General features: G+C 62.9%; 17 protein-coding genes and 1 pseudogene. 9 read left to right on the top strand and 9 right to left on the bottom strand.

Annotated features, from left to right (window positions below; genetic code table 11):
- Positions 1–12 precede the first annotated feature (12 nt).
- From porU to QMK33_RS00090, 3 genes are all read left to right on the top strand, one after another.
- Positions 13–4,125 carry a type IX secretion system sortase PorU gene (gene porU, locus QMK33_RS00080; RefSeq protein ID WP_283562511.1) on the top strand — a complete coding sequence of 1,371 codons (4,113 nt, stop codon included), beginning with the start codon at positions 13–15 and terminating at the stop codon, positions 4,123–4,125.
- Between the two features lie 117 nt (positions 4,126–4,242).
- Positions 4,243–5,466: a type IX secretion system outer membrane channel protein PorV gene (gene porV / locus QMK33_RS00085; RefSeq protein ID WP_283562512.1), complete on the top strand. Its 1,224-nt coding sequence runs from the start codon at positions 4,243–4,245 to the stop codon at positions 5,464–5,466.
- A 166-nt stretch (positions 5,467–5,632) separates the two neighbouring features.
- A complete protein-coding gene (locus QMK33_RS00090) occupies positions 5,633–6,925 on the top strand; it encodes a M16 family metallopeptidase (protein WP_283562513.1) in 1,293 nt (430 codons plus the stop codon).
- 101 nt (positions 6,926–7,026) lie between these two features.
- Here QMK33_RS00090 and QMK33_RS00095 read toward each other — a convergent pair whose 3' ends face one another.
- The gene (locus QMK33_RS00095) at positions 7,027–7,983 is read right to left on the bottom strand and encodes a hypothetical protein (protein WP_283562514.1); all 957 of its coding nucleotides are present in this window, start codon (positions 7,981–7,983) and stop codon (positions 7,027–7,029) included.
- Positions 7,984–8,195: 212 nt separating this feature from the next.
- On the opposite strand from QMK33_RS00095, the gene QMK33_RS00100 reads away from it, so the two are divergent.
- The 4 genes and pseudogenes from QMK33_RS00100 to QMK33_RS00115 all read left to right on the top strand — a co-directional run bounded on the left by QMK33_RS00100 (position 8,196) and on the right by QMK33_RS00115 (position 11,476).
- Entirely contained in the window at positions 8,196–9,260 is a 1,065-nt protein-coding gene (locus QMK33_RS00100; RefSeq protein WP_283562515.1) for a glycosyltransferase family protein, read from the top strand.
- A 111-nt stretch (positions 9,261–9,371) separates the two neighbouring features.
- Positions 9,372–10,631 (top strand): annotated as a pseudogene (gene eno / locus QMK33_RS00105) (phosphopyruvate hydratase); the annotation flags it as partial.
- 146 nt (positions 10,632–10,777) lie between these two features.
- Positions 10,778–11,002: an FtsB family cell division protein gene (locus QMK33_RS00110; protein ID WP_349361655.1), complete on the top strand. Its 225-nt coding sequence runs from the start codon at positions 10,778–10,780 to the stop codon at positions 11,000–11,002.
- A gap of 66 nt (positions 11,003–11,068) precedes the next feature.
- The gene (locus QMK33_RS00115; protein WP_283562517.1) at positions 11,069–11,476 is read left to right on the top strand and encodes a hypothetical protein; all 408 of its coding nucleotides are present in this window, start codon (positions 11,069–11,071) and stop codon (positions 11,474–11,476) included.
- Positions 11,477–11,480: 4 nt separating this feature from the next.
- Here QMK33_RS00115 and QMK33_RS00120 read toward each other — a convergent pair whose 3' ends face one another.
- The 7 genes from QMK33_RS00120 to QMK33_RS00150 all read right to left on the bottom strand — a co-directional run bounded on the left by QMK33_RS00120 (position 11,481) and on the right by QMK33_RS00150 (position 18,948).
- Complete coding sequence (locus QMK33_RS00120; protein ID WP_283562518.1) at positions 11,481–12,269, bottom strand: DUF2490 domain-containing protein; 789 nt, start codon at positions 12,267–12,269, stop codon at positions 11,481–11,483.
- Positions 12,270–12,299: 30 nt separating this feature from the next.
- Positions 12,300–13,487, bottom strand: a complete 1,188-nt coding sequence (locus tag QMK33_RS00125) for an anhydro-N-acetylmuramic acid kinase (RefSeq protein WP_283562519.1) — start codon at positions 13,485–13,487, stop codon at positions 12,300–12,302.
- Positions 13,488–13,579: 92 nt separating this feature from the next.
- Positions 13,580–13,912: a nucleotide pyrophosphohydrolase gene (locus QMK33_RS00130; protein ID WP_283562520.1), complete on the bottom strand. Its 333-nt coding sequence runs from the start codon at positions 13,910–13,912 to the stop codon at positions 13,580–13,582.
- Between the two features lie 9 nt (positions 13,913–13,921).
- On the bottom strand, positions 13,922–14,377 hold the full coding sequence (gene dtd / locus QMK33_RS00135) for a D-aminoacyl-tRNA deacylase (protein ID WP_283562521.1): 456 nt from the start codon (positions 14,375–14,377) through the stop codon (positions 13,922–13,924).
- A gap of 158 nt (positions 14,378–14,535) precedes the next feature.
- Positions 14,536–15,630 (bottom strand): endolytic transglycosylase MltG, encoded by a 1,095-nt coding sequence (locus tag QMK33_RS00140; RefSeq protein ID WP_283562522.1) that lies wholly within the window; start codon positions 15,628–15,630, stop codon positions 14,536–14,538.
- A gap of 76 nt (positions 15,631–15,706) precedes the next feature.
- Complete coding sequence (locus QMK33_RS00145) at positions 15,707–17,668, bottom strand: carboxypeptidase-like regulatory domain-containing protein (RefSeq protein WP_283562523.1); 1,962 nt, start codon at positions 17,666–17,668, stop codon at positions 15,707–15,709.
- A 98-nt stretch (positions 17,669–17,766) separates the two neighbouring features.
- Entirely contained in the window at positions 17,767–18,948 is a 1,182-nt protein-coding gene (locus QMK33_RS00150; RefSeq protein WP_283562524.1) for a ribonuclease D, read from the bottom strand.
- Positions 18,949–19,215: 267 nt separating this feature from the next.
- Here QMK33_RS00150 and QMK33_RS00155 point away from each other — a divergent pair, with 267 nt between their 5' ends.
- Both QMK33_RS00155 and QMK33_RS00160 read left to right on the top strand, forming a co-directional pair.
- On the top strand, positions 19,216–22,266 hold the full coding sequence (locus tag QMK33_RS00155; protein ID WP_283562525.1) for a SusC/RagA family TonB-linked outer membrane protein: 3,051 nt from the start codon (positions 19,216–19,218) through the stop codon (positions 22,264–22,266).
- Between the two features lie 21 nt (positions 22,267–22,287).
- Positions 22,288–23,811 (top strand): RagB/SusD family nutrient uptake outer membrane protein, encoded by a 1,524-nt coding sequence (locus QMK33_RS00160; RefSeq protein ID WP_283562526.1) that lies wholly within the window; start codon positions 22,288–22,290, stop codon positions 23,809–23,811.
- Positions 23,812–23,864: 53 nt separating this feature from the next.
- Here the strand turns inward: QMK33_RS00160 and QMK33_RS00165 are convergent, their stop codons facing one another.
- Positions 23,865–24,347, bottom strand: coding sequence for a hypothetical protein (locus QMK33_RS00165; protein WP_283562527.1), 483 nt, complete (start codon positions 24,345–24,347; stop codon positions 23,865–23,867).
- Positions 24,348–24,371 lie beyond the last annotated feature (24 nt).

Here is a 24,371-nt window from a genome sequence, read left to right on the forward strand (position 1 = left end):
CTGGTTGTATTTATGCGAAACCTTTTCTCGATATGGTTGCTGGGGTTGCTGCTGGGCGTTGGCGTGGTGGCGCAAGCCCAAAGCAGCCCCCAAACAGCACCCGTTAGCCTCAGCTGGACCAGCTACGCCAGCCTGCGCAACCCCGCCGCCAGCCCCGATGCCGCACCGCGCCGGGTACCCAGCTTCCGGGGTGCCTACCACGGCCCCAACGACGTGCTGGGCACCTACACCCTGCGCCTGCCCGGCACCGTGGCCAGCGGCGAGCTGCGCGATGCGGTGTACGAAGCCTTTCCGGCGGCCGATGTTAAGTTATTGGGCACCACTACGTTGCCGAATACGCCCGAAATTCAGATTCGCACAGGCACCGAGGCCCGCCAGGTGTATTCCTACGTGCTGCTGAAGCCCGTGCGCCGCAACCCCCAAACCGGCCAGGCCGAGCGGCTGCTGTCGTTCACCTATGCCTACCAGACGGCGGCCGGGGCTTCGGCCAGCCGCACTACGGCCCGCAGCCACGTGAGCACTTCGGTGCTGAACAGCGGCGACTGGTATAAAATCGGGGTGCCGCACAACGGCGTGTATAAGCTCGATATGGCTACGCTGCGCAGCCTGGGCCTGCCCGTGCAAACCCTCGACCCGCGCCGGGTGCAGCTGTTTGGCAACGCCGTAGGGCTGCTGCCCCAGGCCAATGCCACGCCCCGGCCCGACGACCTGGCCGAGAATAACCTGCACTTTGTGGGCAACAACGACGCGACTTTTGGCGCCGACGAGTACTTCCTGTTTTATGCGAAAGGGCCGCACACCTGGCGGGCCAGCCAGCCGGGCCGGGCGGCGCGGGCGGTGCAGCCGGGCCTCTACGACCTGCTGGGTGAGGGCGGGCGCTTCAAGCACCTCAATAACTTTTTTTGCGATACAGCTTACTACTTCCTGACCGTGGGCGGCCGCGACGGGCGGCGCGTACCCACGGTGGCCGCCCCGACCCGGCCCGCCACCGGCGCACCCATAACCACGTTTCTGGACCGCCGCTTCTACGAGCACGACCTGGTTAATATCCTGCACTCGGGCCGGCGCTGGCTGGGCGAGGCGTTCAGCAGCACTGCCCCGGCGCGTGACTTTGTTTTCAGCGGCGATGGCAACCAGCCGCTGGCCGACCTCGTGGCCGGCGACACGCTACGCCTGACCGTGGCCACCGCCAGCACTGCCAAGCAAAACAGCACCTTCGACGCCACGCTGGGCACCGTCCGGCTGGGTTCCCAGTCGCTGCCCGGCCTGCCTGTCGGCTCCTTCACTACGGTGGCCAACAACGACTTCCGTACGTTCGCGACGCTTACGCCGGCCGGCCTCACCGACCCCAAAATCACGCTTACCTACGCTTCCTTCGACCCGCAGGGCACCGGCTACCTCGATTACTTGGAGCTGGTAGTGAAGCGCCAGCTGCGGCTCAGCGCCGCCTACCTGGAGTTTAACTCACTGAATTACAAGCGGGGGCCGAATACCGTGGGTACCTTCACGGTAAGTAACGCGGCCACCGGCGCGCTGGTGTGGGACGTTACCAACCCGCGCCGGCCCCAGGGCCAGGCCCTCGATGCCAGTGGCAGCTTTGCGGCCTACACCGACTCGCTGCGCGAGTTTGTAGCCGTGCAGCCCGGCGGCACGTTTGAGGCACCCCGGCTCTTTGGCAAAATCGCGAACCAGAACCTGCACGCGCTCAACACCGACGGCAAGCTCGATTTGGTGATTGTGACTTATGCGCCGTTTAAAGAGCAGGCCGAGCAGCTGGCCAAGCACCGCCGCGACTACAACGGCCTGAACGTGGCCGTAGTAACTACCCAGCAGGTGTACAACGAGTACAGCTCGGGTGGGCAGGACGCCACGGCCATCCGCGACCTAATGAAGCAGGTGTATGACCGCAACCCCGACCCGGTGAACCACCGTGGCTACCTGCTGCTGCTGGGCGATGCCTCGTTCGATTACAAGTCGTCGGCCTTCAACGATGCCAGCAAGGAGCCCGCGTGGTGGGCCACCCGCAAGCCCTTTGCTACTAACCTCAACTTTGACGCGGCCAACCAGAACTTCGTGCCGACTTACGAGTCGCGCGAGTCGTTTTTTCCGGTGCAGCAGTTTGGCCCGAGCCGCGATAACGTGGAGGGCGAGAGCAGCTATTCCTCAGAGGATTATTACGGCTTGCTGGACGACAGCGAGGGCGACTGGACGGAGTCGTACGGGGCCACCTTTGAGGCCACCGACATCGGCGTGGGCCGCCTACCGGTGCGCACCATTGTGGGGCAGCGGGCCGATGCCAGCCAGGCCCAGCAAGTGGTAGCCAAGATTATGGACTACGATGCCACCACCAGCTTTGGCAAGTGGCGCAATACCATCACCCTCACGGCCGACGACACGGACGCGGAGAAAAGCAACGAGTTTGCCACCGAGTCGGAAACGATTTTCGCCGCCAACATCAAGCGCAGCGAGCCGGCCTACAACATTCGCAAAGACTACCTCGACCTGTTTCCGCAGGTGAGCCAGGCGGCCGGGCAGCGCTCACCGGCGGCCATGGCGGCCATTGACGAGGCCCTGGAGCAGGGCTCCCTGCTGATTGGCTACACCGGCCACGGTGGCCCGCGCGGCCTCACCGATGAGCAGATTATCACCAATGCTTCGCTGCTGTCCCTGCGCAATCAGCATCGCCTCACCTTCCTGGTTACGGGCACCTGCGACCTGAGCACCTACGACAACCCCGACCTGACCTCGGCCGGCGAGCAGGTGCTCACCGATAACGCCACGGGCGGCGCGGTGGGCCTGTTTACCACCACGCGGGTTGTATACTCCAACTTTAACACGGAGGTAGTCAACAACTTCTACACCCAGGTGCTGGCCCGCAACGCGGCCGGGGCCCTGCCCTACCTGGGCTTCGCGGCCAGCACGGCCAAAAACCAGTCGCCCAGCGGCGACCTCAACAACCGCAACTATACCTTGCTTGCCGACCCCACCACCCGCCTGGCTTACCCCGCCCAGCGCGTGGTACTCGACTCGATTCAGGTGGACAGCAAGGTAAACCGCACCTTTGCCAGCACCGATAGCCTGCACACCCTCAAGGCCCTGAGCCAGGTGCGGCTGAGCGGCCACATCGAAAACGCCGGCGTGCTGAATACCACCTTCGGCGGCACGGCCGACGTTACCATTTACGACAAGCCCGTGACCGTGACCACCCTGGGCGACGCACTTTCGGCACAGGTACCCGTCGAAACCCAGGAAAACGTTATCTACGGCGGGCAGGCTACAGTAAGCGGCGGGCGCTTTGCGGTGAAGTTTGTGGTGCCCAAAGACATTGCTTACAACGTGGGCCTGGGCAAAATCAGCCTCTACGCCCAGGACCTGGCCCATAAGGTGGATGCCCAGGGCTACCAGCCGGCCCTCATTGGCGGGGCTTCGCGCCTGGCCCCCACCGACACCACGCCGCCCGTGGTGCAGCTCTACATGACTGACGAGTCGTTTGTGTCGGGCGGCAGCACCGACCTGAGCCCGCTGCTGCTGGCGCGCCTCACCGACAAGTCGGGCATCAACACGTCCAGCGCCGGCATTGGGCATGATATTACGGTTACGCTCGATGATGACCCCAGCAAGCTGGTGACCGTCAACGATGCCTATACTTCTGACGTTGATAACTTTATGGCCGGCCGCCTGCGGTACTTGTACAAAGACCTCGCGCCCGGCCCTCACACAATTCGCCTCAAAGCCTGGGACACCTACAATAATTCGGCAGAAGGCACGGTTGACTTCATCGCGGAGCAATCGGCTCAGCTGGCCCTGGCGCACGTGCTCAACTATCCCAACCCGTTCAGCAACATCACCACGTTCCATTTCGACCAGTCGCGGCCGGGTTCGGAGCTGGATGTGCAGGTGCAGATATTCACGGTAGCGGGCCGCCTCGTGAAAACCCTGCGCGCCACTATCCCCGTGAGTACCAGCCACGTACCCAGCACCATGCAGGACGGCACGCTGAGCTGGAACGGCCGCGACGACTACAACGACCAGCTGGCGCGGGGCGTATACGTGTACCGCGTGAGCGTGCGCACCCCCGATGGCCAGGCCGCCACCAAGTTTGAGAAGCTAGTTTTGCTAAACTAATCCGGGCTTCGTTTTCGTAGGTCTCTTCAAAATAGCATTTTTTAGTTGCGCATCGTTTTTCCCTGCAACGCTTTACCAGTAGCCAACCCTCTTGCAACTAGCACTTTACTAAATCCTATGAATTTTTTTCGTACGCTAAGCTTTGCGCCGGCGTTGTTGCTGCTGGCGGTCCCGGCCGCGCTGGCTCAGCGCACTATTACTACGGCGGTGCCCATTCTTACGCTGAGCCCCGATGCCCGCGGGGCGGCGCTCGGTGATGCGGGGGTCGCTACCTCGCCCGATGCCAACGCGGCCTTCTACAACCCCGGCAAACTGGGTTTTGTGGATTATAAGTATTCTATCTCGCCTTCCTACTCGCCCTGGCTACGCCAGATTACCGACGATATGAGCGTGAGCTACCTATCGGGCTACGGCAAGGTGGGCGAACGCGGGGCCATCGCGGCCTCGCTGATGTACTTCAGCCTGGGCCAGATTGACTACCGCGACGGCAACAACATAGCCGGCCCCTCATTCAATCCCAAGGAATACGCCTTCGCGCTATCGTACGGCCAGAAGCTGGGTGAAAATTTTGGCGTTGGTATCTCGGCGCGCTATGTGCGCTCCAACCTTATCGGCGCTGCGAACGGCAGTGATGCGCAGGCTGGCAACTCTTTCGCTGTTGACCTCGGCACTTATTACAGCAAGGATGTAACCATCGGTACCGGCGTGTATAACATGGCTTTTGGGGCTGCCCTCACCAACATTGGCAACAAGATGGTGTACGTTGACCCCAACACATCCAGCTTTCTACCCACGCAGCTGCGGCTGGGCACGGCTCTGACCCGCGAAATAGACTCCTACAATAAGATTACGCTGGTTTTTGATGCTACTAAGCTGCTTGTTCCGTCGCCTTACTATGAAGAGCCTTTGCCTGCTTCCGCTTCACAGGCTGATAAGCTGGCTCAACTAAACCGGGTGAGCCAGACCAATCGTGAGCGTCAGCAGGCAAACATCGTATCGGGCATTTTCAACTCCTTCAGCGATGGGTCGAACGGCTTCAAGGGTGAGTTACAGAAAATCAACCTGCACACTGGCCTCGAATACTGGTACAACAATACCGTTGCGGCCCGCGTGGGCTACTTCTATGAAAACCCGCAGAATGGCGACCGCCAGTACCTGAGCTTCGGCCTGGGTGCCAAGCTCTCGGTATTTGGGGTCGATGGCACCTACTTGGTGCCCAACTCGCAAGCCAACCCAGTGGCCAACACCATCCGGGTATCGCTGCATTTCAACCTCAACAAGCTCGCCGATGCCTTCGATGAGCAGGGCGCCGGCGGCACCCGCGGCTCGCTGCCCAACTAAATTTTGTTGCCGGCAACGTTCTTTATAGAACGTCATGCTGAACAAAGTGAAGCATCTCCCCCGTTTCGTTGGTTACCCTACCAAATGCTGCGGGCGAGATGCTTCCCTGCGTTCAGCATGACGCTCTTTGCGTATCCGGCACTACCTCCCCTATACCTATCTACCAGTGTTAAACCGCCTTTCTCCCCCGCCTACCCACCCGCTTACCAACATTGCATTACCCACGCCTACTGTGCAGCGGCTGCCCAACGGCGCGCGCCTGCACCTGCTGGCCAACGATGCCCAGCCCGTGTTGCGGCTGCAAGTGGTGCTGCCGGCCGGCAAGCGCCAGGAGCCACTGCCTGGCCTCTCGCAACTCACGGCCCGCATGCTAACGGAAGGCACCGCCACGCGCACCGCCCGCCAGGTGGCCGACATGGTGGCCTTCTACGGCGCGTCGCTCGACTGCGAGGCGGGCCCCGACCGCGCCACGCTCACGCTCTACTGCCTGGCCCGCCACCTGCCCACGCTGCTGCCGCTGGTGGCCGAAGTGCTGGCCGCACCCACCTTCCCGGCCGAAGAAATGCGCCAGCTGCAAACCCGCATCAGCCAGAATATGCGCGTAGAGCGCCAGAAAATCAGCTACCGCGCCAGCGAGGAAATGAACCGCCAGCTGTTTGGGGAAGACTCAGCCTACGGCAAGCCTTTCGACGAAGCCGCCTTCAACCAGCTCACCACCGACGACTTACGCGCCTTTCACGCGGCGGCCTACGCCCCGGCTGGGGCCGAGCTATTTTTGAGTGGCGACGTACTGGCCCACGGGCCGGAAGTAGCGGCTACTTTAGGCCAGTGGCAGCCGGTGGCTGGTGCCGCCCCGGTGGCCCCCGCCCCGCCGGCTGCCGCCCCAGCTGCCGCCCCAGCCAATGTGCTAACGGTGCCGGTAGAAGGCAGCATTCAGGCTTCGCTGCGGGTGGGGCGGCGCTGGCCCGCCCTCACGGAGGCCCAAACGCCCGAGCTGCTATTGCTGGTGAAAATACTGGGCGGCTACTTCGGCTCGCGCCTGATGCGTAACATCCGGGAGGACAAGGGCTTTACCTACGGCATTCAGGCCAGCGTAGTGGCCCGCGAGCGGGCGGCATCGCTGGTTATCGGCACCGATGTGAACGGCGAAAGCGCCGCCGCTACGCGCCGTGAAATCGATTTTGAACTGGCCCGCCTCCAAACCGAGCCGCTGGGCGATGACGAGCTCGAAACCGTGAAAAACTACACCCTGGGCAAGCTGCTGGGCGAAACCACTACCGTGTTTGAGCAGGCCGACCGCTACCGCTACGTGCTGCTGCAAGGCCTGCGCCCCGACTACTATACCGAACTGGTGCGCCGCACCCAGGCCGCCACTGCCGAGGAGTTGTTGACCCTGGCCCGTACTTACCTCAGCCCCAGCGATATGCTAACCATAGTGGCCGGCGGCGCGGCGAGTTAACTAATTGTGAATGAGTGAATGAGTAAGGGGAGGCCGTCATTGCGAGCCTGCGAAGCAATGACGGCCTCCCCTTACTCATTCACTCATTCACTCATTCACAATTAGTTACTAAGATTAGGAATGCGGAACTGCACGCCCAGCGAGGGAATGAACGTAACCCCACTGAGCGACGCCGTGCTGCCATCGAGCAGCGTGTAGTCGCCGTAGTTTTGGTAGTACACGCTGACGGCGGGCACCACGTACACGTATTTGTAGCCCAGCTTGAGGTTGAGAAACAGGCCGTAGGACGAAAAATTGCGACTCTGCTTCGGCAGGTTGGGCAGCTTGGCGCCGCCTGAGCGGTTGTATAAGTTACTGGGCGTGAAGCCATAGCTCACCCACGAGTGCGCGTACACCGCCCCGTAGCTGATGGCCCCGATGCTCTCCTCGGGCCCAAACGACTGGCTGACGGTGAGCGGAATAAGCACGTCGTGGCGCGAGGCCGACAGCCCCAGCAAGTTGTTGAGGTCGCTCGCAAAGGAGATACTGGGTAAAGAGGCCCGCTGAATGGCGTATTGCAGGCCGATGCTGGCGTAGGTGGTGCCGCTGGCCGCGCCGCGCTCGGGGTTTTCGATAGAACCGGTGGGCCCCAGCAGTTGGTATTGGGTATCGAACACGTGCGAGCCAAAGGCGTACTTGTAGCCCACGTCGAGGCGCGGCACCACGCCGTAGCGGATGCTGAGGTCGGCGGTGGGCTGCAAGGGGTCGAGCAGGTAGGCCAGGGCGGCCGTTTGCAGGCTGCTGACGGTACCCGAGTAGCGCACGGTATCGCCACGGGCGGCCTGGCTGCCGAGCTGGCCCGCCGCGTCTTTCACCGCTGAGCCCGCCTTGCTGATGGGCGCCGAGCCCACGTTGAACCCCTGGTTGTAGGCCAGCCGAAACTCGCCCTGAGGCGTCACCTTGCCCGAAGTAGTAATGTTGCGTGGGGCCGTGCAGGCCCCAGTGCCCACCAGGACCAGCGCCGCCAGGCCAGCCAGCAACCGGCGCTGGCGCGCCACGGGGAGAAGAGAAATCAGCATAGAAAAGGGGTTAAACAGCGATGAGGGGGCCAAAACGAAAACCGGGCCAACCGCCCCAACCAGTGCGCAAGAAACGCCCGGCGGCCGGCTCAAATTACCATTTCATCGGCTAACGCCGCCCGCGCATCGACCTGGCAGCGACCTGGGCGGCGCGCGGGCAGTGGCGGCTGGGGGCGTACTTGCCGCTTGTTCCGCCTTTTCGTACTCTTCCCATGACCATCCTCTACGGCGTGCCGGGCGAAGGCCTCGGCCACGCCACCCGCAGCAAAGTTCTCATTTCCTGGCTGTTAGGCCAGGGGCACGACGTGCGCGTGGTCAGCAGCTCGCGGGCCTTTACGCTGCTCGATAAGACGTTTCCGGGCCGGGTGCTCGAAATTGCAGGCTTTCACATTGCCTACGAAGGGCTGGCGGTGTCGAAGTCGCGCACCATTGGCCTCACGCTGCGCAGCGCGCCCGAGGCGCTGCAAACCAACTTCCGGCAGTACCGGCAGCTGCTGCACGGCTTCCGGCCCGAGGTGGTGATTAGTGACTTTGAGTCGTTTAGCTACTTCTTTGCCAAGCTGTTGCGGGTGCCGGTTATCAGCATCGATAACATGCAGATTATCAGCCGCGCCCACCTCAACGTGACGGTGCCCGCCGCCGAGCGCGAGCCCTACGATGTGGCGCGCTACCTCGTGCGGGCCAAGCTGCCCCGCGCCCGGCACTACCTGATTACTACCTTTTTTGAGCTGCCGCTGCGCCTGCGCTACGCTGAGCGTACTACGCTGGTGCCCAGCATTATCCGCCCCGAGATTCAGGCCGCCCAGCCCACTAAGGGCAACTACATACTGGTGTACCAAACGGCCACCAACCAAACCAATCTAGTCGAGATTTTACAGCAACTACCCGAGCAGGAATTTCGGGTCTACGGCTTCAATAAAGACGAGGCGCACGGCAACGTGCTGCTGCGGCCCTTCTCCGAGGCGGGCTTTATTGCCGAGCTGGCGGGCAGCCGGGCCGTGCTCACCAACGGCGGCTTCTCGCTGATTTCGGAGGCCGTTTACCTGCACAAGCCGGTGTGCGCGGTGCCCATTCCGGCGCAATTCGAGCAGTGGCTGAACGCGGCCGAGATTGAAAAGCTGGGCTACGGCCGGCGCTTTGAGGAGATTACGGCCGACAATGTACAGGTCTTTCTCACTGATTTACCGCAGTTTGAGGCGGCACTAGTTGGGTATGCGCAAAGCGGCAACGAGGTATTGTTTGCCCGCCTGGCCGAGCTGCTGGAAGAAGTGCGGTAAGCTTTAGCTTGCTGGGGCGGGGCTGTGGGCGAGATACCTTACTTCGTCCCCCCAGCAAGCTAAAGCTTACCGCACAGCCTACATTTGCACTTCTCATTTCCTTTAAAAAACATGAGCTACATCGCAGCCATTCATGCCCGCCAGATTCTCGATTCGCGCGGCAATCCAACCATTGAGGTAGACGTAACCACCGATTCGGGCACCGTGGGCCGCGCCGCCGTACCGAGCGGCGCCAGCACCGGCGTGCACGAAGCGGTGGAGCTGCGCGACGGCGACAAGGCCATTTACCAGGGCAAAGGCGTGCTGAAGGCCGTCGAAAACGTGAACACCACCATCGCCGAAGAGCTGATTGGCTTCTCGGTGTACGAGCAGAGCCTGATTGACAAAATCATGCGCGAGCTCGACGGCACCCCCAACAAGGGCAACCTCGGCGCCAACGCCATTTTGGGCGTGAGCCTGGCCGCCGCCCGCGCCGCCGCGCAGGAGCTGGGCCAGCCGCTGTACCGCTACGTAGGCGGCGTGGGTGCCAACACGCTGCCCGTGCCCATGATGAACATCCTGAACGGCGGCTCGCACGCCGACAATAAGATTGATTTTCAGGAGTTTATGGTAATGCCCGTGGGTGCCAGCTCGTTCAGCGAGGCGTTGCGCTGGGGCACCGATATTTTCCACACCCTCAAGGGCGTGCTGAAAAAGAAGGGCTACAGCACCAACGTGGGCGACGAAGGCGGCTTTGCTCCCGACATCCAGAGCAACGAGGAGGCCATCCAGATTGTGCTGCAAGCCATTGAGCAGGCCGGCTACAAGCCCGGCGAGCAGGTAATGATTGCCCTCGACCCCGCCGCTTCGGAATTCTTCGAAGACGGCCACTACCACTTCAAAAAGAGCACTGGCGACAAGCTCACCCCGGAGCAGATGGTGAACTACTGGGCCGACTGGGCCGATAAGTACCCCATCATCAGCCTCGAAGACGGCTTGGCCGAAGACGACTGGGCGGGCTGGAAAATGGTGACCGAACGGCTGGGCAAGAAAATGCAGCTCGTGGGCGACGACCTGTTTGTGACCAACGTGGAGCGCATTCAAAAGGGCATTGATGAGCATATTGCCAACGCCATCCTCATCAAGGTAAACCAGATTGGGACGCTCTCCGAAACCATCGACGCCGTGAACCTGGGCCGCCGCAACGGCTACAAGTCCATCATGAGCCACCGCTCGGGTGAGACGGAAGACAACACTATCGCCGACCTGGCCGTGGCCCTGAGCACTGGACAAATCAAAACCGGCTCGGCCTCGCGCTCCGACCGCATGGCCAAGTACAACCAGCTGCTCCGCATTGAGGAGGAGCTCGGCGAAACGGCTTACTTCCCCGGCAAGCTAAAGCTTACCCTACATTTTTCACGGCCGGCTAGAGCTTACCCCACACGCCCATGCAGCTGCCCCCTATCCTCACGCCCATATTGCGCGTGCTGCGCAATTTCTACTTCCTCACAGCCGCCGGCTTTGTGGTTTGGATGGCCGTGTTCGACTCCAATGACCTCGGCAAGCAGTACGACATGTACCACAAATGGCGCGAGCTGAAGTCGGAAAAAGAGTACTACGAGGCCAACATCGCCAGCGTGAAAAAAGACCGCGCCGAGCTGCTCAGTTCGCCGGCCCTGCTCGAAAAGTTTGCCCGCGAGAAATACCTCATGAAGCGGCCCGGCGAAGACGTTTTTGTACTGGTGCCCAAGGAAGAGGAATAACCCCTTATCAATCAGTTAATTAAATCAGCGTCAGCTTCCAAGCTGCGCCTGTTCATTTTCCTGCTCGTGGCGGCGGCCGGCCTGGCTGCTGCCGGGCAACCCGCTCGCCCGCCGCGACTGCCGCGCCCTACCCAGGCGCAGGTGGCGCGGCGGTTTTTGCGCGAGGTGCTGCGGGCCGAGTACCCGGCCGCCTACCGCCGGCTAGCCCCCGAGGTGCGGGCCGGCGTGCCGCTGGCCGCGTTTGCGGGGGCGGCGCAGCCGCTGTGGCAGCAGGGCCAAGCCCGCGGCGCAGCCGTGGAGCTGTACCAGATTGGGGCGCGGCTGGGCACCGGCCGGGGCGGCAGCCAGTGGTTTTGCCGGTTCTCGTTTGCCAGCGACTCGGCCCGGCTGCCGCCGTCGGTGCTACTGGAAGTCACGTTTCGCGACACGGCGGCGCGGGCCGTGCTGGGCTTCGGGCTGCGCCAGCGGCCGTAGTACCCTACTTGGTAAAGTCCAGGTTATAGACCACGTTGAGGCGGTAGCCGTTGTTGTTTTCGAACACTTGCCGGCCGGTGGCCGCGTCGAGGTCACCTTGCAGCGTCCACTGATTGAGGTAGTTAAGCTCTAGCTGAAAGGCTTTGGTAAACTGGTAGCCCAGGCCGCCCGAAATCCGGTTCTGGTTGTACACGTTCTGGTTCACGTTGGGCCCGAAGCCGATAAACAGTTCATCGAAAAAGGTGAAATACACCTCGCCGTCGTCGATGGTGGGGCCTTGCAGCGCCATCTCGCCGGCCAGCTGGTAGCGGGCGCGGTTCTGGTACTGCCAGCTAGCCACGCGGGTGGGCCGGGCGGGGTCGAGCTGGCCCAGCCAGCGCTGCTCCAGGCGCAGGCGGTGCGCGAGGTGCAGGCGGCCATAGTCGGCCCCCAGCGTCACGTCTTCGTAGGCGCGGTGCTCGGGCGTGGGCTCGCCCAGCTCGGCCGAGGGGTGCTGGCCGTAGGTGTAGGTAGTAAAATTGGTGTAGGCCCCGCCAAATTTCACGTCTTTTTGCAGCGTATAAATGCCACCCAGGCGCAGCAAAAGCTGCTGCGGGTCGGCCCCGAAGTGCACGCGGCGCACCTGGGCCTCAGTATGGATTGCCCACTTCTCAGCCACCTTATGGTCGCCGTTGTAAGTAAACCAACCCAGGGAGTTGCGGTCAACAAGGCGGGTGTTTTGGGCAGCTACGGGGGTAGCAGCCAGCGCCAGCAGGCCAGCTACCAGCAAGAGGCTACGGAAAAGAAACATCATCTGCGCTTCCCCTACGGAATTTTACAAATCTCAGCCGGGCAGCGAGATTTTACCCAGACTAAGGGCCGGGTGACCCGCCAGCGCCTCATTGGCCAGCACTGCGAATAGCACAGCTTCCTTGGCATCGGGTGGCACGCCGGCCGCGGCGGTACTGCCTAGGTGGGCGGCGGGCAGGTGGCGGGCCAGCGCCGCCAGCAGCGTCGCGTTGTGCGCTCCGCCACCGCTCACCAGTATTTCGGCCCTTGGCTCGGGGCCCAGGTAGTGACGCGCCGCCTGGGCCACCGCGCCGGCCGTCAGTTCGATGAGGGTGGCCAGCACGTCGGGCACGGGCAGGCTTTCGGTAGCGGTAAGGCGCTGGTTTTCGGCCAGGTACGCGGGCGAGAACAACTCGGGGCCGGTAGTTTTGGGGAAGGGCGCAGCGAAGAAATCGTGGCTGCGCAACGCGGCCAGCAGGCCCGCGTGCGGCTGGCCCTGCGCCGCCAGCAGGCCGCCCGCATCGTAGGCGCGGCTGGGGTCGTGCTGGCGCACCACGGCATCGAACAGGGTGTTGGCGGGGCCGGTGTCGGTGGCCTGGGCAGGGCCGCCATCGGCGGGCAGCAGCGTGAAGTTGGCAATGCCCCCCAGGTTGAGCAGCAGCCGGTTAACGCCGGGTTTTCTGAACAATAGCTCGTCGGCAAACGGGGCCAGCGGCGCGCCCTCGTAGCCGGCGGCCACGTGCTTTTGGCGAAAATCGGAGAGCGTGACGAGGCCCGTGAGCCGGGCCAGGTGGTCGCCATCGCCGATTTGCAGCGTGGCATGGTGCGGGAAGTCGGCCCGCCCGTGCTGGTGGCGCGGCGCGTGCCAGATGGTTTGGCCGTGGCTAGCTAATATATCTACCTCATTTACTGATACTTGCCACTCAGCCAGACACTTAAGTACCAGCTGCGCATGGTAGCGGGCCAGCTCAGCGTTGAGCACCACCAGGTCTTCGAGCTGAATGGTGGGCTGGCTAAGCGCCCGCAGCCGCTGTTGGAAATCGGCCTCGTAGGGTATCGTAACAAACTGCTCCAGCGCTACTTGCAGCGCCGCGCCGTGGCCGGTGCAGCGGCACAGCGCCACATCGAGGCCATCGAGGGAAGTACCCGACATGAGGCCGATGATGCGGCGGCTGGGCTGCGCGGCAATGGCTAGTAGCCTGGTTAGCTGGTAGTTCACTGGGAGGAATAGGGTGTAGGGCATGCTTTAGCTTGCCAGCATAACTGCTTGTAAGGCTTTGTTTTTTAGCTGGATGCATGTTAACTCGTTCTGCTGGCGGCAGGCTAAAGCTTACCCTACAGGTCCTTTAGCTTGGGGTTGTTGTGGTGGCGGGTGGCGTCGCGCTGGGTTTTCTTGGCCAGGTTGCGGGCCAGGGCCTCGGTGAGGTTTACGCCGGTTTGGTTGGCCAGGCAAATAACCACGAACAGCACATCGGCCAGCTCGTCGCCCAGTTCGCGGCCTTTGTCCGACTCCTTGAACGACTGCTCGCCGTACTGCCGGGCAATGAGACGGGCCACCTCCCCCACTTCCTCGGTGAGCATGGCCATATTGGTGAGCTCGCTGAAATAGCGTACGCCGGTGGTCTTAATCCACTCATCTACCGTAGTTTGGGCTTGTTCAATCGTCATGATAAGCAGTTAAGTAGCTGGGGTGGGTGAATCGAGCACGATGGTAACCGGGCCGTCGTTGAGCAGGCGCACCTGCATGTCGGCCCCAAAGATGCCGGTGGGCACCGGGCGGCCCAACTCCTGGGCCACCAGCGCCACAAAGCGCTCGTAGAGCGGCTCGGCCACGGCGGGCGGCGCGGCCCCGATATAGCTGGGACGGTTGCCCTTGCGCGCATCGGCCAGCAGTGTAAACTGGCTCACTACCAGCACTTCGCCGGCTACGTCGCGCACGCTGCGGTTCATCTGGCCATTGTCGTCGTTGAAGATGCGCAGGCCCACCAGCTTGCGCGCCATCCAAGCCAGGGCGGCTTCGTCGTCGGTGGGAGCGCAGCCAGCCAGCACCAGCAGGCCGGGGCCAATCTGGCCGGTAATGGTGCCCTCCACGGTGACGGAGGCTTCGCGGACGCGCTGGATGACGAGACGCATTAGGTTAAGTAATAGTAAGTGAGCCGTTTGTCATTGCGAGCGCAACGCAGTGGAGCGCGGCAATCTTTCCTTCACGCGTAGGTCAGTATCTCTAACACTGAGAACGACAAAGGAAAGATTGCCGCGCTCCACTGCGTTGCGCTCGCAATGACGGGCGGTTACCGCTTGATTTTCAGGCTATCCAAATGATGCTGAAAGCGGCGGGCGTTGAGCTTGTGTTCGGCAAAGGTGACGGCAAAATCGGAGAAGCCGCTGCCGTCGGGGCGGGCGCAGAAGAATACGTAGTCGTGGTGGGCGGGGCGCAGCACTGCATCGAGGGCCTGCGGGTAGGGCGTGGTGATGGGACCGGGCGGCAGGCCTTTATGGCGGTAGGTGTTGTAGGGCGAATCCACTTTTTTGTCCACGTTGAGTACGCGCTTGCGGGTGCCCAGGCCGTGCAGGGGCCACAGCAGCGTAGGGTCGGCTTGCAGGGGCTGGCCACGGCGCAGGCGGTTGAGGTACACGCCGGCGATGAGGGGCTTGTCGGTGGGCTGGGCAGTTTCGCGCTGCACAATACTGGCCAGCACCGATACTTGTATCTTGCTCATACCCAGCGAGTCGGCTTCGGCCAGGCGCCTAGGCGTCCAGAAGCGGCGGTGCCGCGCCGCTACCGAATCGAGGAAAACCGGGGCCGGCGTGGGCCAGAACAGCCGCAGCTTGCCGGGGATAAACAGCGTGCGGATGGTAGCCGTATCGAGGCCGTAGCGACCCACCAGGTAGGCATTGTCGGTCAGCAGCTTATGCAGCTGGGCGGTGTCGATGTTAAGCTGGCGGCCGGCCTGGCGCGGCAGCTGCGGCAGGTAGTTGACGGGCTTGAGGGTGAAGGCCAGCGTGTCTTGCTGGCCGCTGGCGAGCAGCTGCACCAGGGCCAGGTTGCCCAGGCCGGCGGGCAGCGTGTATCGGCCAGGCTGCACTGGGCGGGCGGGCGTGCCGTAGCCGCGCCAGCCCGCGACGCGGGCAAAGGTGGCGGGCCGGCTCAGCTGGCCGGGCCGCCGCAACGAGTCGAGCACGGCCCGCAGCCCCACCCCGCGCCGGATGTAGAGGTAGGCGGGGCCGTCTACGGCAACCGGCACATTGGCGCGGTACAGCAGGTGCCAAGCCAAACCAGCACCTGCCAATACTATGATTACCAGCCCGCTAGCCACCCACCAACCCCAGCGGCGCCTGGGCACCTGGGACAATGGCGCGGGCAGGGGTGAAAGAGGTTCGGTCATTTATTCAGTAAAAACGCCGCGATAAACCGGCGGCGCATTGTCAAAATTAACGCCGGCCGGCCGGCCCACCCCGCGCCTACTGCCCCAGCCGGTACAGCGCGCCCACGCTCAGCAGCAAATGGCGCAGCTGCCAGGGGCCCGCCGCCGCGGGCTGACCATTCACAAATACCTGCGCCTCGGTGGCGGGCAGGGCCAGCTCGGCCGCGTGTTGATTGAAGCTGAAAAAGCCGCGCTTTTCCTCGACTAACAGTTGATTATGAGAGCCCAACAACACTAAATAGCCCAGGTCGGCCACGGCTTCCCAGCGGTGGCTGATTTCCAAACCCAGACCCAACTTGGGCAGCAGCGCGCTGGTTACGCGCTGGAGCGAGAGCGTGAGCTGGTCGGCGGCCAACGGGGTGCCGGCTAGATGCAGGTCGGCATCGGGGTTGTTTACGGTGCCCAGGCGGCGGCCGGTGCTTTGGCGCAGGTAGCCCAGGCTGGCGCGGGCCAGCAGCGGCCGGCCGCGCGGGTGCAGGTTGCGGGCGTAGCCCAGGCCGGCTTCCCAGCCCATGCCTGACAACTGGCCCAGCAGCTGGCGCGTGGTGACGTAGGCAGCCAGGTGGGCCGGCAGGTCGAGCTGGATGCCGAAGCCGTAGTGCGCGGCTACTTGCTGGCGGCTGGTAGTAGCCTGAACATCAGCCCGCAGCGTGCTGCCACCAGGGACCAGCACCGCCCGCAAGTCGGCCTCTTGGGCCGTCAGCGCCAGCAGGCCACCGGTGTAGGTGTAGCGCACGTGCTGGAACGGCCGCCACTTTTTGGGCGCGGGCGCGGCGGCGGGGGCTACGGCCGCCGGCCGGCGCAACAGCGTATCGGCGGCGTGCTGGCGGGCCTGGTCCAGTAGTGCCTGCGGGGGCAGCAGCGTGGTGGCGTGCTGCCAGAACGCGGAGTCGTAGGCCACCGGATTTTGCAAAAAAATGTCGGCAAACCGGCTGCGGGCCAGGTAGCTGGGCGGCGGGGCCTGGGCCGTGTCGATGGCCGTGGTTACGAACTCGGCCAGGTGGTGGCGGACCTGCCCCGCCAGCGGCTGGCCCAGGGTGTTATACCAGATGCTTTTCAAATAATACCGGCCCGCATATAGCTGATAATTGGTACGATAGGCCCGTTCGGTGGCCGCAAAAACCAACACCCGCTCGCGCCGGATGCCGGCCGGCGTGCGGTGCCAGCGCGCCCCCAAAAAGGCGTAGCTGCGCTCGTCGATGTACACCTCGCCCGCAAAATTGGCCCGGTTGGTGCCCGGCCGGGGCGCGAAGGTGATGACGTACACCGCGCGCCCCTGAAACGTGGTTTGGGGGCTGAAGCGGTATTGGTAATCCCTGAAGCGGGCCGGGTTGATAAATTCGGCCCTGGTGTGCACAAAATCAAAGCGTTGGGGCACCAGCGCACCGGCTACCCAGTCGATGGGTGCCAGCACCGCGCCCGGCTGCGCGGGCCGCAGGTCGACGCGGCGGGCCTCCAGCACCTGCACGTAGCCGGGGTCGCGGGGGTGCTGGTAGCCGGGCTTGGTCACGCGCAGCTGGCCCTCGGCTAGGTAGTCGTAGCGCTGGCCGGCCGCCTCATCGTCCGACTCGCGGTAGAAGCCCGTGAGCTGCATCGGCCGCACCGGGTAGTTGCGCGGAATTCGCGCCACCGCCTCCCGGATGATACCTTCAGCCGAGGCCGTAACGCTAACGTTGCCCAGGCTGGCGGGGCTGATTTTCAGCTCAATAACCAGCTCGGCGCTGGGCAGCGATGGCAAGGCGCGGCTGAACCGTTGGTAGCCCAGCAGCGCTACGGTTAACTCGCTGGCCTGGTAGGCGGTCGGCACCCGCAGGGCAAAGCGGCCGTCGAGATTAGTGCTGGTGCCCAGCCGGTTATCCTCAATACCTACCTGGGCATTGGGGATGGGCTGGTGGGTATCGGCGTCGAGCACGCGACCACGCAGCAGCGGGCTTTCCTGGGCCAGCGCGGGCAGGGCCAGTAGCGTTAGCAGAGTTAGCAGCAACGAAAGCAGCTTCATAAGCGCAAGGTTACGCAAAGTAAAAAGAGGTTTCGCAAGGTGCATCACTACCGACACAACCTTGCGAAACCTCTTTTTACCTTGCGTAACCTTGCGCGCTAACCTTGCAGCGGCGTTTCCAGCTCCCCGATGGTCAGGCTGTGCTGGCTGGCGGTTTCGCCCAGCAGCTGGCGCTGCCAGGGGCGCAGGGCGGCCAGGCTACCCTGCTCCACCACGTCGCCGATGAGGCGGTTGCTGAGCACGGTGTTGGCCAGTGTGGGGTTGTAGTCGGTGGCCAAGTGGTTTTTGAGGGTGGTGAGCAGCAGCTCGCGGGCCTCGGCTTTGGCGGCGATGGGGCCCCCGAAACGGCGCTTGAAGGGCGTGGGCCGGCGCTGGTCGAGGGGCAGGGGGCCATCGGGGGCGAGGTCGGCGGTGGCCAAGGCCAGCAGTTCGTCGGCGTAGGGAGCGCGCCTTAGCTCGGGGTGCAGGCCGCCGGCGGCGCGCAGCTCATTGGGCGTGCCAATGGGCTGGTGCGTGATTTCGGCCAGCCGGTCGTTGCTGAGCACCATGTAGCTGGGGCGGTCGAGCTGCCGCGCCAGGCGGTCGCGCAGCGCGTACAGCTCCCGAAATAACGGCAGCTCGGCCGGGCCAATGCGAAACTTGCCGGCCAGGCGCAGGTGCGGGCGCAGCTCGTCGCGGCCGTAGCGCACGGCTTCGAGGGCGTGGTTTTCTTCGGCGGCCCACTGGGCGCGGCCCTGCTCTTGCAGGCGCACGGTGAGGCGGTCGGTGAGTTCAAATAAATAGAGCACGTCGTTGGCGGCATACTCTTTCTGGGCCTCGGTGAGGGGGCGCTTGAGCCAGTTCGACTTCTGCTCGCCCTTATCTACCTCGAAGCCTAACTCACTTTGAATGAGGCGGCCGAGCGAGATATTATTATCCTCCAACGCCAGCAGCGTGAACTGCACGCTGGTATCGACGATGGTGCGGCAGGTGACGCCAAACAGCTCGTCGAGCAGCAGAATGTCTGACTTGCAGGAGTGAAACACTTTAGCCACGGCGGGGTCGCGCAGCACCGCGAACAGCGGGGCAAGGCCGGCGGCCATCTCGGGCTCCAGGGGCAGCGGGTCAATCAGATAAACTTCAGAACCGTCAAATACTTGAATGAGAGCCAAATGCCGCCCGTAGCGGTAGCGGTTATCATCAAATTCTAGGTCGATGCCAATGCGCGGTAGCGTGGCGAAGTGGGCGGCCGCGTCGGCCACCTGGGCCGCCGTGGTAAGGTAGTGAATGGTTGGCTTCATGCGTGGCAGCAAAGGTAGGGGGCGGCGCGGGCGTAAGATAGCGGGCTAGCAAAGGCCGGCCCTAACGGCCCAAATTCAGAACCACTGAAAAGGGTGTTTATGAATAATCAGTGTGTTTTACACCGCTTTTTTCACATAATCGCCCCCCCTTCGCGCCCACACTGTAAATTTTTGTTGGCTTCTCTTTAAATTTATGACCCTCTTCTCCTACTTTTGATTTTCACTACCTGCTTGCAGTTCCCTTCTTTTTACCCTTTTCCTTACCCTATGAGAAACTTTTTAACACCAATACTGGTGGTGGCGGCCCTGCCGGCGCTGGCGCAGACCCAGGTGGTCAGCGGCCGCGTGGTGGGGGCCGACGGCAATGCCATTCCGGGGGCCACGGTAGTGGAGCGCGGCACCACCAACGGCGTGAGCAGCGGGGCCGATGGTAACTTCTCGCTGTCGGCGCAGCCGCAGGCCACACTCATTATCAGCTCCATTGGCTACACCACGCAGAACGTGGCGGTGGGCGGCCGCAGCAGCGTAACCGTGACGCTGGCCGCCAGCGCCACCAACCTCGACGAGGCCGTGGTGGTAGGCTATGGCACCCAAAGCAAGGCCGACCTTACGGGCGCAGTAACCCAGATTTCGGGTAATAGCATTCAGAACCAGCCGGTTACGAGTTTTGAGCAGTCCATTCAGGGCCGCACGCCGGGCGTGGTTATCAACCAGGGCAGCGGCAAGCTGGGCCAGGGTATCAACATTCAGATACGCGGCACGTCGTCGGTAACGGCCTCCAACCGCCCGCTGTATGTAATTGATGGCGTGCCAATTACGTTTCAGGACCAGTCGCAGGCCGGCGACGAGCCGCTCAACCCGCTGGCCGACCTCAATCCCAACGACATCGAGAGCATCAGCATTCTGAAGGATGCCTCGTCTACGGCCATCTACGGCTCGCGGGCCTCCAACGGCGTGGTGCTCATTACGACCCGCAAGGGCAAGCAGGGCCAAACCAAGGTAACGGCCGGCTACTACTACGGCACCAGCGCCCCCACCCGCTTCCGGCAGTTTTTGAACGCCGACCAGTACAAAACGCTGCTGGGCGAGTCGATTACCAACGCCGGCCTTATCGACCCAGCCACTGGCTACGCCGACCTCACCGAAGCCTTTGCGCAGGAAGGCGGCCTCGACTACAACTCGACCTATAACACGCCCTGGGACCGGCTGGCGTTCCGCAACAACGGCAAGTACAAGCCCTTTAGCAGCAACGGGGCCAACGTGGCGCAGTACGATTTTAGCGCGGCGGGCGGCGATGCCAAGACGCGCTTTTTCCTGAGCGGCACCTTCAACGACCAGAAGGGCATTGTGGTGGGCAACCGCTTCCGGCGCGGTAGCCTGCGCCTCAACCTCGACCACAGCATCACCGATAAAATTCGGGTGGGGCTGAACAGCTCGCTGGCGCGCACCGTCAACGAGCGGGTATCGGGCGATAATGCGTTCTCTAACCCCTTGCAGCTCAACGCGCTCACGCCGATTCAGCCGCAGTTTGACCCCACTACCGGGCTGCTCAATGCCGCCACCATTTACTACAACAACCTGATTGACCAGCAGCTGGGCTCGAACCGGGCGGGCACGTACCGCTCGTTTACGTCGGGCTATATCAACGTGACGCCCGTGAAGGGCCTCACGCTGCGCTCAGAAATCGGGGGCGACTTCCTCAACCTCAACGAGGACCTGGTGCGCGGCGCGGGCACCCAGGATGGCGGCGCCACTGGCTACGCCTACAACGCCCAAACCCAGACGGTTAACTACACTAACACCAACACGGCCACCTACAACTACAATCTTACCGACGACCACCACTTCGACGTGCTGGTGGGCGAGTCGTACCAGCGCTCCGACACCAAGGTGACGAGCGCCGAGGGCCGGGGCTTTCCCACCACCGAGTTTACGCGCATTGCCAGCGCGGCCATCAAAACCGGCGGCAACTCGTCGTTTGGCACGGGCTACTCGTTTCTGTCGTACTTCGGCCGCCTCAACTACAACTACCAGGGCAAGTACCTGGCTTCGGCCAGCGTGCGGCGCGATGGCTCGTCGCGCTTCGGGGCCAACAACCGCTACGGCACCTTCGGGGCCGGCTCGGTGGGCTACCTCATTTCGGAGGAAAGCTTCCTGAAAGGCAACACCACCATCAACCTGCTGAAGGTGCGCGCCAGCTACGGCGTAACCGGCAACGGCGAAATCGGCAACTTCGACTCGCGCCGCTTCGTGTCGGCCCTGCCCTACGCCGACCAGTCGGGCACTGCGCCCGGCTCGGTAATTGGCGGGGTTGTGGTGGCCAACATTGGCAACCCCAACCTGAGCTGGGAAACAACCAAGCAAGTGGATTTGGGCGTGGAGTTCGGCTTCCTCAACAACCGCATTTCGGGTGAGGTGGACGTGTACCAGAAGAACACCACCGGCCTGCTGCTCAACCGCCAGCTGCCCCTCACCAGCGGCTACACCACCATCACCGAAAACGTGGGCGCGCTGCGCAACAAGGGCCTCGAAATTGCGCTGAACGCGCGCGTCTTCGACGGCGACTTTAAGTGGAGTGTGGGCGGCAACATCTCGTTCAACCGCAACCTCATCACCAACCTGCCGCAGCCCATTATTCCCACCGGCAACACCCTGAGCCGCGTGATGCAGGACCAGCCGCTGGGCGTGTTCTACGCCAAGCGCTACGCCGGCGTAGACGCCGCCAACGGCGACGCCCTCTACTACACCGCCGACGGCGGCACCACCAAGAGCTACGCGGCGGCCCCCATCCAGAAGGTGGGCAACCCCAACCCCAAGTACACGGGCGGCGTGAACACCAACTTCAGCTACCAGGGCTTCGACCTGAGCGCGCTGGGCCAGTTCACCTACGGCAACGACATCTATAACGCGGCCGGCGTGTACCAGTCGGCCAACGCCGATTACTTTGATAATCAGACTGTTGACCAGCTCAACCGCTGGCAGAAGCCCGGCGACATCACCAGCGTACCCCAGGCCCGCTACCTGGAAAGCAACGGCACCAACACGTCGTCGCGCTGGATTCAGGACGGCTCATTTTTCCGCATCAAGAACGTGACGCTGGGCTACAACCTGCCCGCCGACCTTGTGAAAAAGGGCTACCTGCAAACCGTGCGCGTGTACTTCACGGCCCAGAACCTGGCCACCTTCACCAGCTACACCGGCTACGACCCCGAAGTGAGTACCTACGGCCTGGGCACGGCCAACTACCTGCTGGGCCATGATTTCTACACCCCGCCGCTGGCCAAGACGTTCCTGCTGGGCGTGAACCTGGGCTTTTAATCAGCTGACTTACTACGCGATATGAAAAATAATTTTATTTGGCCAGCCTGCGTGCTGGCATTGGGCCTGAGCCTGGCGGGCTGCAAAGACGCGCTGGACATTGCGCCCCTGCAAAGCATCGACGCCGCCACCGGCTACAATACGTCGCAGAAAGTAGCCGCCGCCGTGGTGGGCGCCTATGCCCGCCTCGACAATGCGCGCCTCTACGGCTCCGACCTGGTGCTGGTGCCCGAGCTGCTGGCCGGCGATGGCTACGTTAACTGGGATGGCTCGTTTCAGAATTACCGCCAGATTCGGGCGCACACCCAGATTGCCACCCTCTCGAACGCCGAAGGCATCTGGACGCAGGCCTACGCGGCCATCAACCAGTGCAACCTCGTGCTCGCCAACCTGGACGTGGTAACCGACCCCGGCCAGAAAAGCCAGTATGAGGGCGAGGTTTCGTTCATTCGGGGCACCATGTACTTCGAGCTGGTGCGCCTCTACGCCCAGCAGTACCAGGCCGGCGGGGCCAACGCCCAGCCCGGCGTGCCCATCAACCTGGTGCCCGTCACCACCACCGAGCAGGCCGATATCAAGCTGGCTCGCAGCACCGTGCAAGAGGTGTACGCGCAGGTTATCAAAGACTTGCAGAATGCCATTACCAAGCTGCCGGCCCAAAATGTCTCCCGCGCCTCCAAGTACTCGGCCGAGGCCATGCTGGCCCGCGTGTATTTGCAGCAGGGCAACTACGCCGCCGCCCGCACCGCCGCCAACGATGTGATTACCAACAGCGGCTCTACGCTGGTGGGCTCGGTAGCCGCCGTGTTTGCCAACCGCAACAGCGCCGAAAGCCTGTTTGAGATTCAGCAAAACGACCAGAACAACGCCGGCACCAGCAACGACGGCCTGGCCACGTACTTCGCCGGCTACAGCCCCAATGGCGACCAAACCGTACTGTATGGCCGCGGCGATGTGAGCATTCGAGGCATTGTAGCACCCGACCCTTTTTACAGTAAGTCTTATTATGATAGGTTTACTGGCTTTGCCGCCCTTTACGATTCTCTTGATGTGCGTGGCCCCGATACGCTATCGGCCATCACCACCAAAAAACTTATCTACCGTAGTGATGGTAACAACCGCTCGGGCCGCCTGCGCACGCTGAAGTGGCGCACCTACGGCCAAAACATCCCCGTCGTTCGCCTGGCTGAGATGTACCTTATCCGGGCCGAGGGCGACGTACGCGCCGGTAACACCGCCTCCGCTACCCGCGATGTGAATACCATTCGCGCCCGCTCAGGTGCCACTCCCTACCAGGCTGCTACCCTCGACATCGTATTGCGTGAGCGCCAGTTGGAGCTGGCTTTCGAAGGCTTCCGCATCCACGACCTGCGGCGCACCAATCGCATTGTGATTGCCGCCATAGCGGCGAAACCCGCCACGGCCGACGCGCCAGCCACACCGGCCGTGCCCGCCGTACTGGCTAGCGACCAGCGCTTTATATTACCTATTCCGCAGCGCGAAATCAACAACAATTCGCTGCTGACGCAGAACGCCGGCTACTAACCCGCGCCGCTGAGTACCAAAAAGGCCGCCCCGGGTATCGGGGCGGCCTTTTTTTATTCGTCCTGGTCGTCTTCGTTTTCGTGGCGGGCCTCAAAGTCCAGCTCGCGGGCCAGGTCCACGGCCTCGTATTCTATCTGGGCCAGCAGGTCGGGCGCGTCGGCGTCGAGGGTGCGGGCGAAGAGGTCGAGTAGCGCTTCCCCTTCATCATTGACGTAGAGGTTAGTGTATATCTGCTCGAAGAGCTTGTTTTCCTTATGAATCTGCTTGTCGATATCGGCCGGCGACTGGGCCGTGTTGAGGGCGCGGTGCAACACATCGGCGGCGCGGCGGGCCTCGTCGTGCTCGCCCAGGTCGGCCAGCATCCGCAGCAGGCTGGTCGCTATGCCCAGCCGCCACTGCTCGAAGCGAAAGGGCTGCTCGCGCGCCGTAGCCCGCTCAAAGCCCGCGTGCACGTCTAGCGTGGCCGGCGTGAGGTAAGTAGCCTGGTCCTCGGGCGTGCGGAAGGCGAGGCGGAGCAGGGTTTCGTAGGCTGTCATAAAAAGATTTAGAAGGGGAGAATC

Origin of the sequence: Hymenobacter sp. H14-R3, assembly GCF_030063445.1 — a bacterium.
Taxonomy (GTDB): Bacteria; Bacteroidota; Bacteroidia; order Cytophagales; family Hymenobacteraceae; genus Hymenobacter.

Coding starts and splice junctions, on each gene's coding strand:
- porV (WP_283562512.1), top strand. CDS start 4,243: ATGAATTTTTTTCGTACGCTAAGCTTTGCGCCGGCGTTGTTGCTGCTG.
- QMK33_RS00145 (WP_283562523.1), bottom strand. CDS start 17,668: ATGAAGCTGCTTTCGTTGCTGCTAACTCTGCTAACGCTACTGGCCCTG.
- QMK33_RS00150 (WP_283562524.1), bottom strand. CDS start 18,948: ATGAAGCCAACCATTCACTACCTTACCACGGCGGCCCAGGTGGCCGAC.
- QMK33_RS00140 (WP_283562522.1), bottom strand. CDS start 15,630: ATGACCGAACCTCTTTCACCCCTGCCCGCGCCATTGTCCCAGGTGCCC.
- QMK33_RS00120 (WP_283562518.1), bottom strand. CDS start 12,269: ATGATGTTTCTTTTCCGTAGCCTCTTGCTGGTAGCTGGCCTGCTGGCG.
- QMK33_RS00095 (WP_283562514.1), bottom strand. CDS start 7,983: ATGCTGATTTCTCTTCTCCCCGTGGCGCGCCAGCGCCGGTTGCTGGCT.
- QMK33_RS00130 (WP_283562520.1), bottom strand. CDS start 13,912: ATGACGATTGAACAAGCCCAAACTACGGTAGATGAGTGGATTAAGACC.
- porU (WP_283562511.1), top strand. CDS start 13: ATGCGAAACCTTTTCTCGATATGGTTGCTGGGGTTGCTGCTGGGCGTT.
- QMK33_RS00100 (WP_283562515.1), top strand. CDS start 8,196: ATGACCATCCTCTACGGCGTGCCGGGCGAAGGCCTCGGCCACGCCACC.
- QMK33_RS00155 (WP_283562525.1), top strand. CDS start 19,216: ATGAGAAACTTTTTAACACCAATACTGGTGGTGGCGGCCCTGCCGGCG.
- QMK33_RS00160 (WP_283562526.1), top strand. CDS start 22,288: ATGAAAAATAATTTTATTTGGCCAGCCTGCGTGCTGGCATTGGGCCTG.
- dtd (WP_283562521.1), bottom strand. CDS start 14,377: ATGCGTCTCGTCATCCAGCGCGTCCGCGAAGCCTCCGTCACCGTGGAG.
- QMK33_RS00125 (WP_283562519.1), bottom strand. CDS start 13,487: ATGCCCTACACCCTATTCCTCCCAGTGAACTACCAGCTAACCAGGCTA.
- QMK33_RS00165 (WP_283562527.1), bottom strand. CDS start 24,347: ATGACAGCCTACGAAACCCTGCTCCGCCTCGCCTTCCGCACGCCCGAG.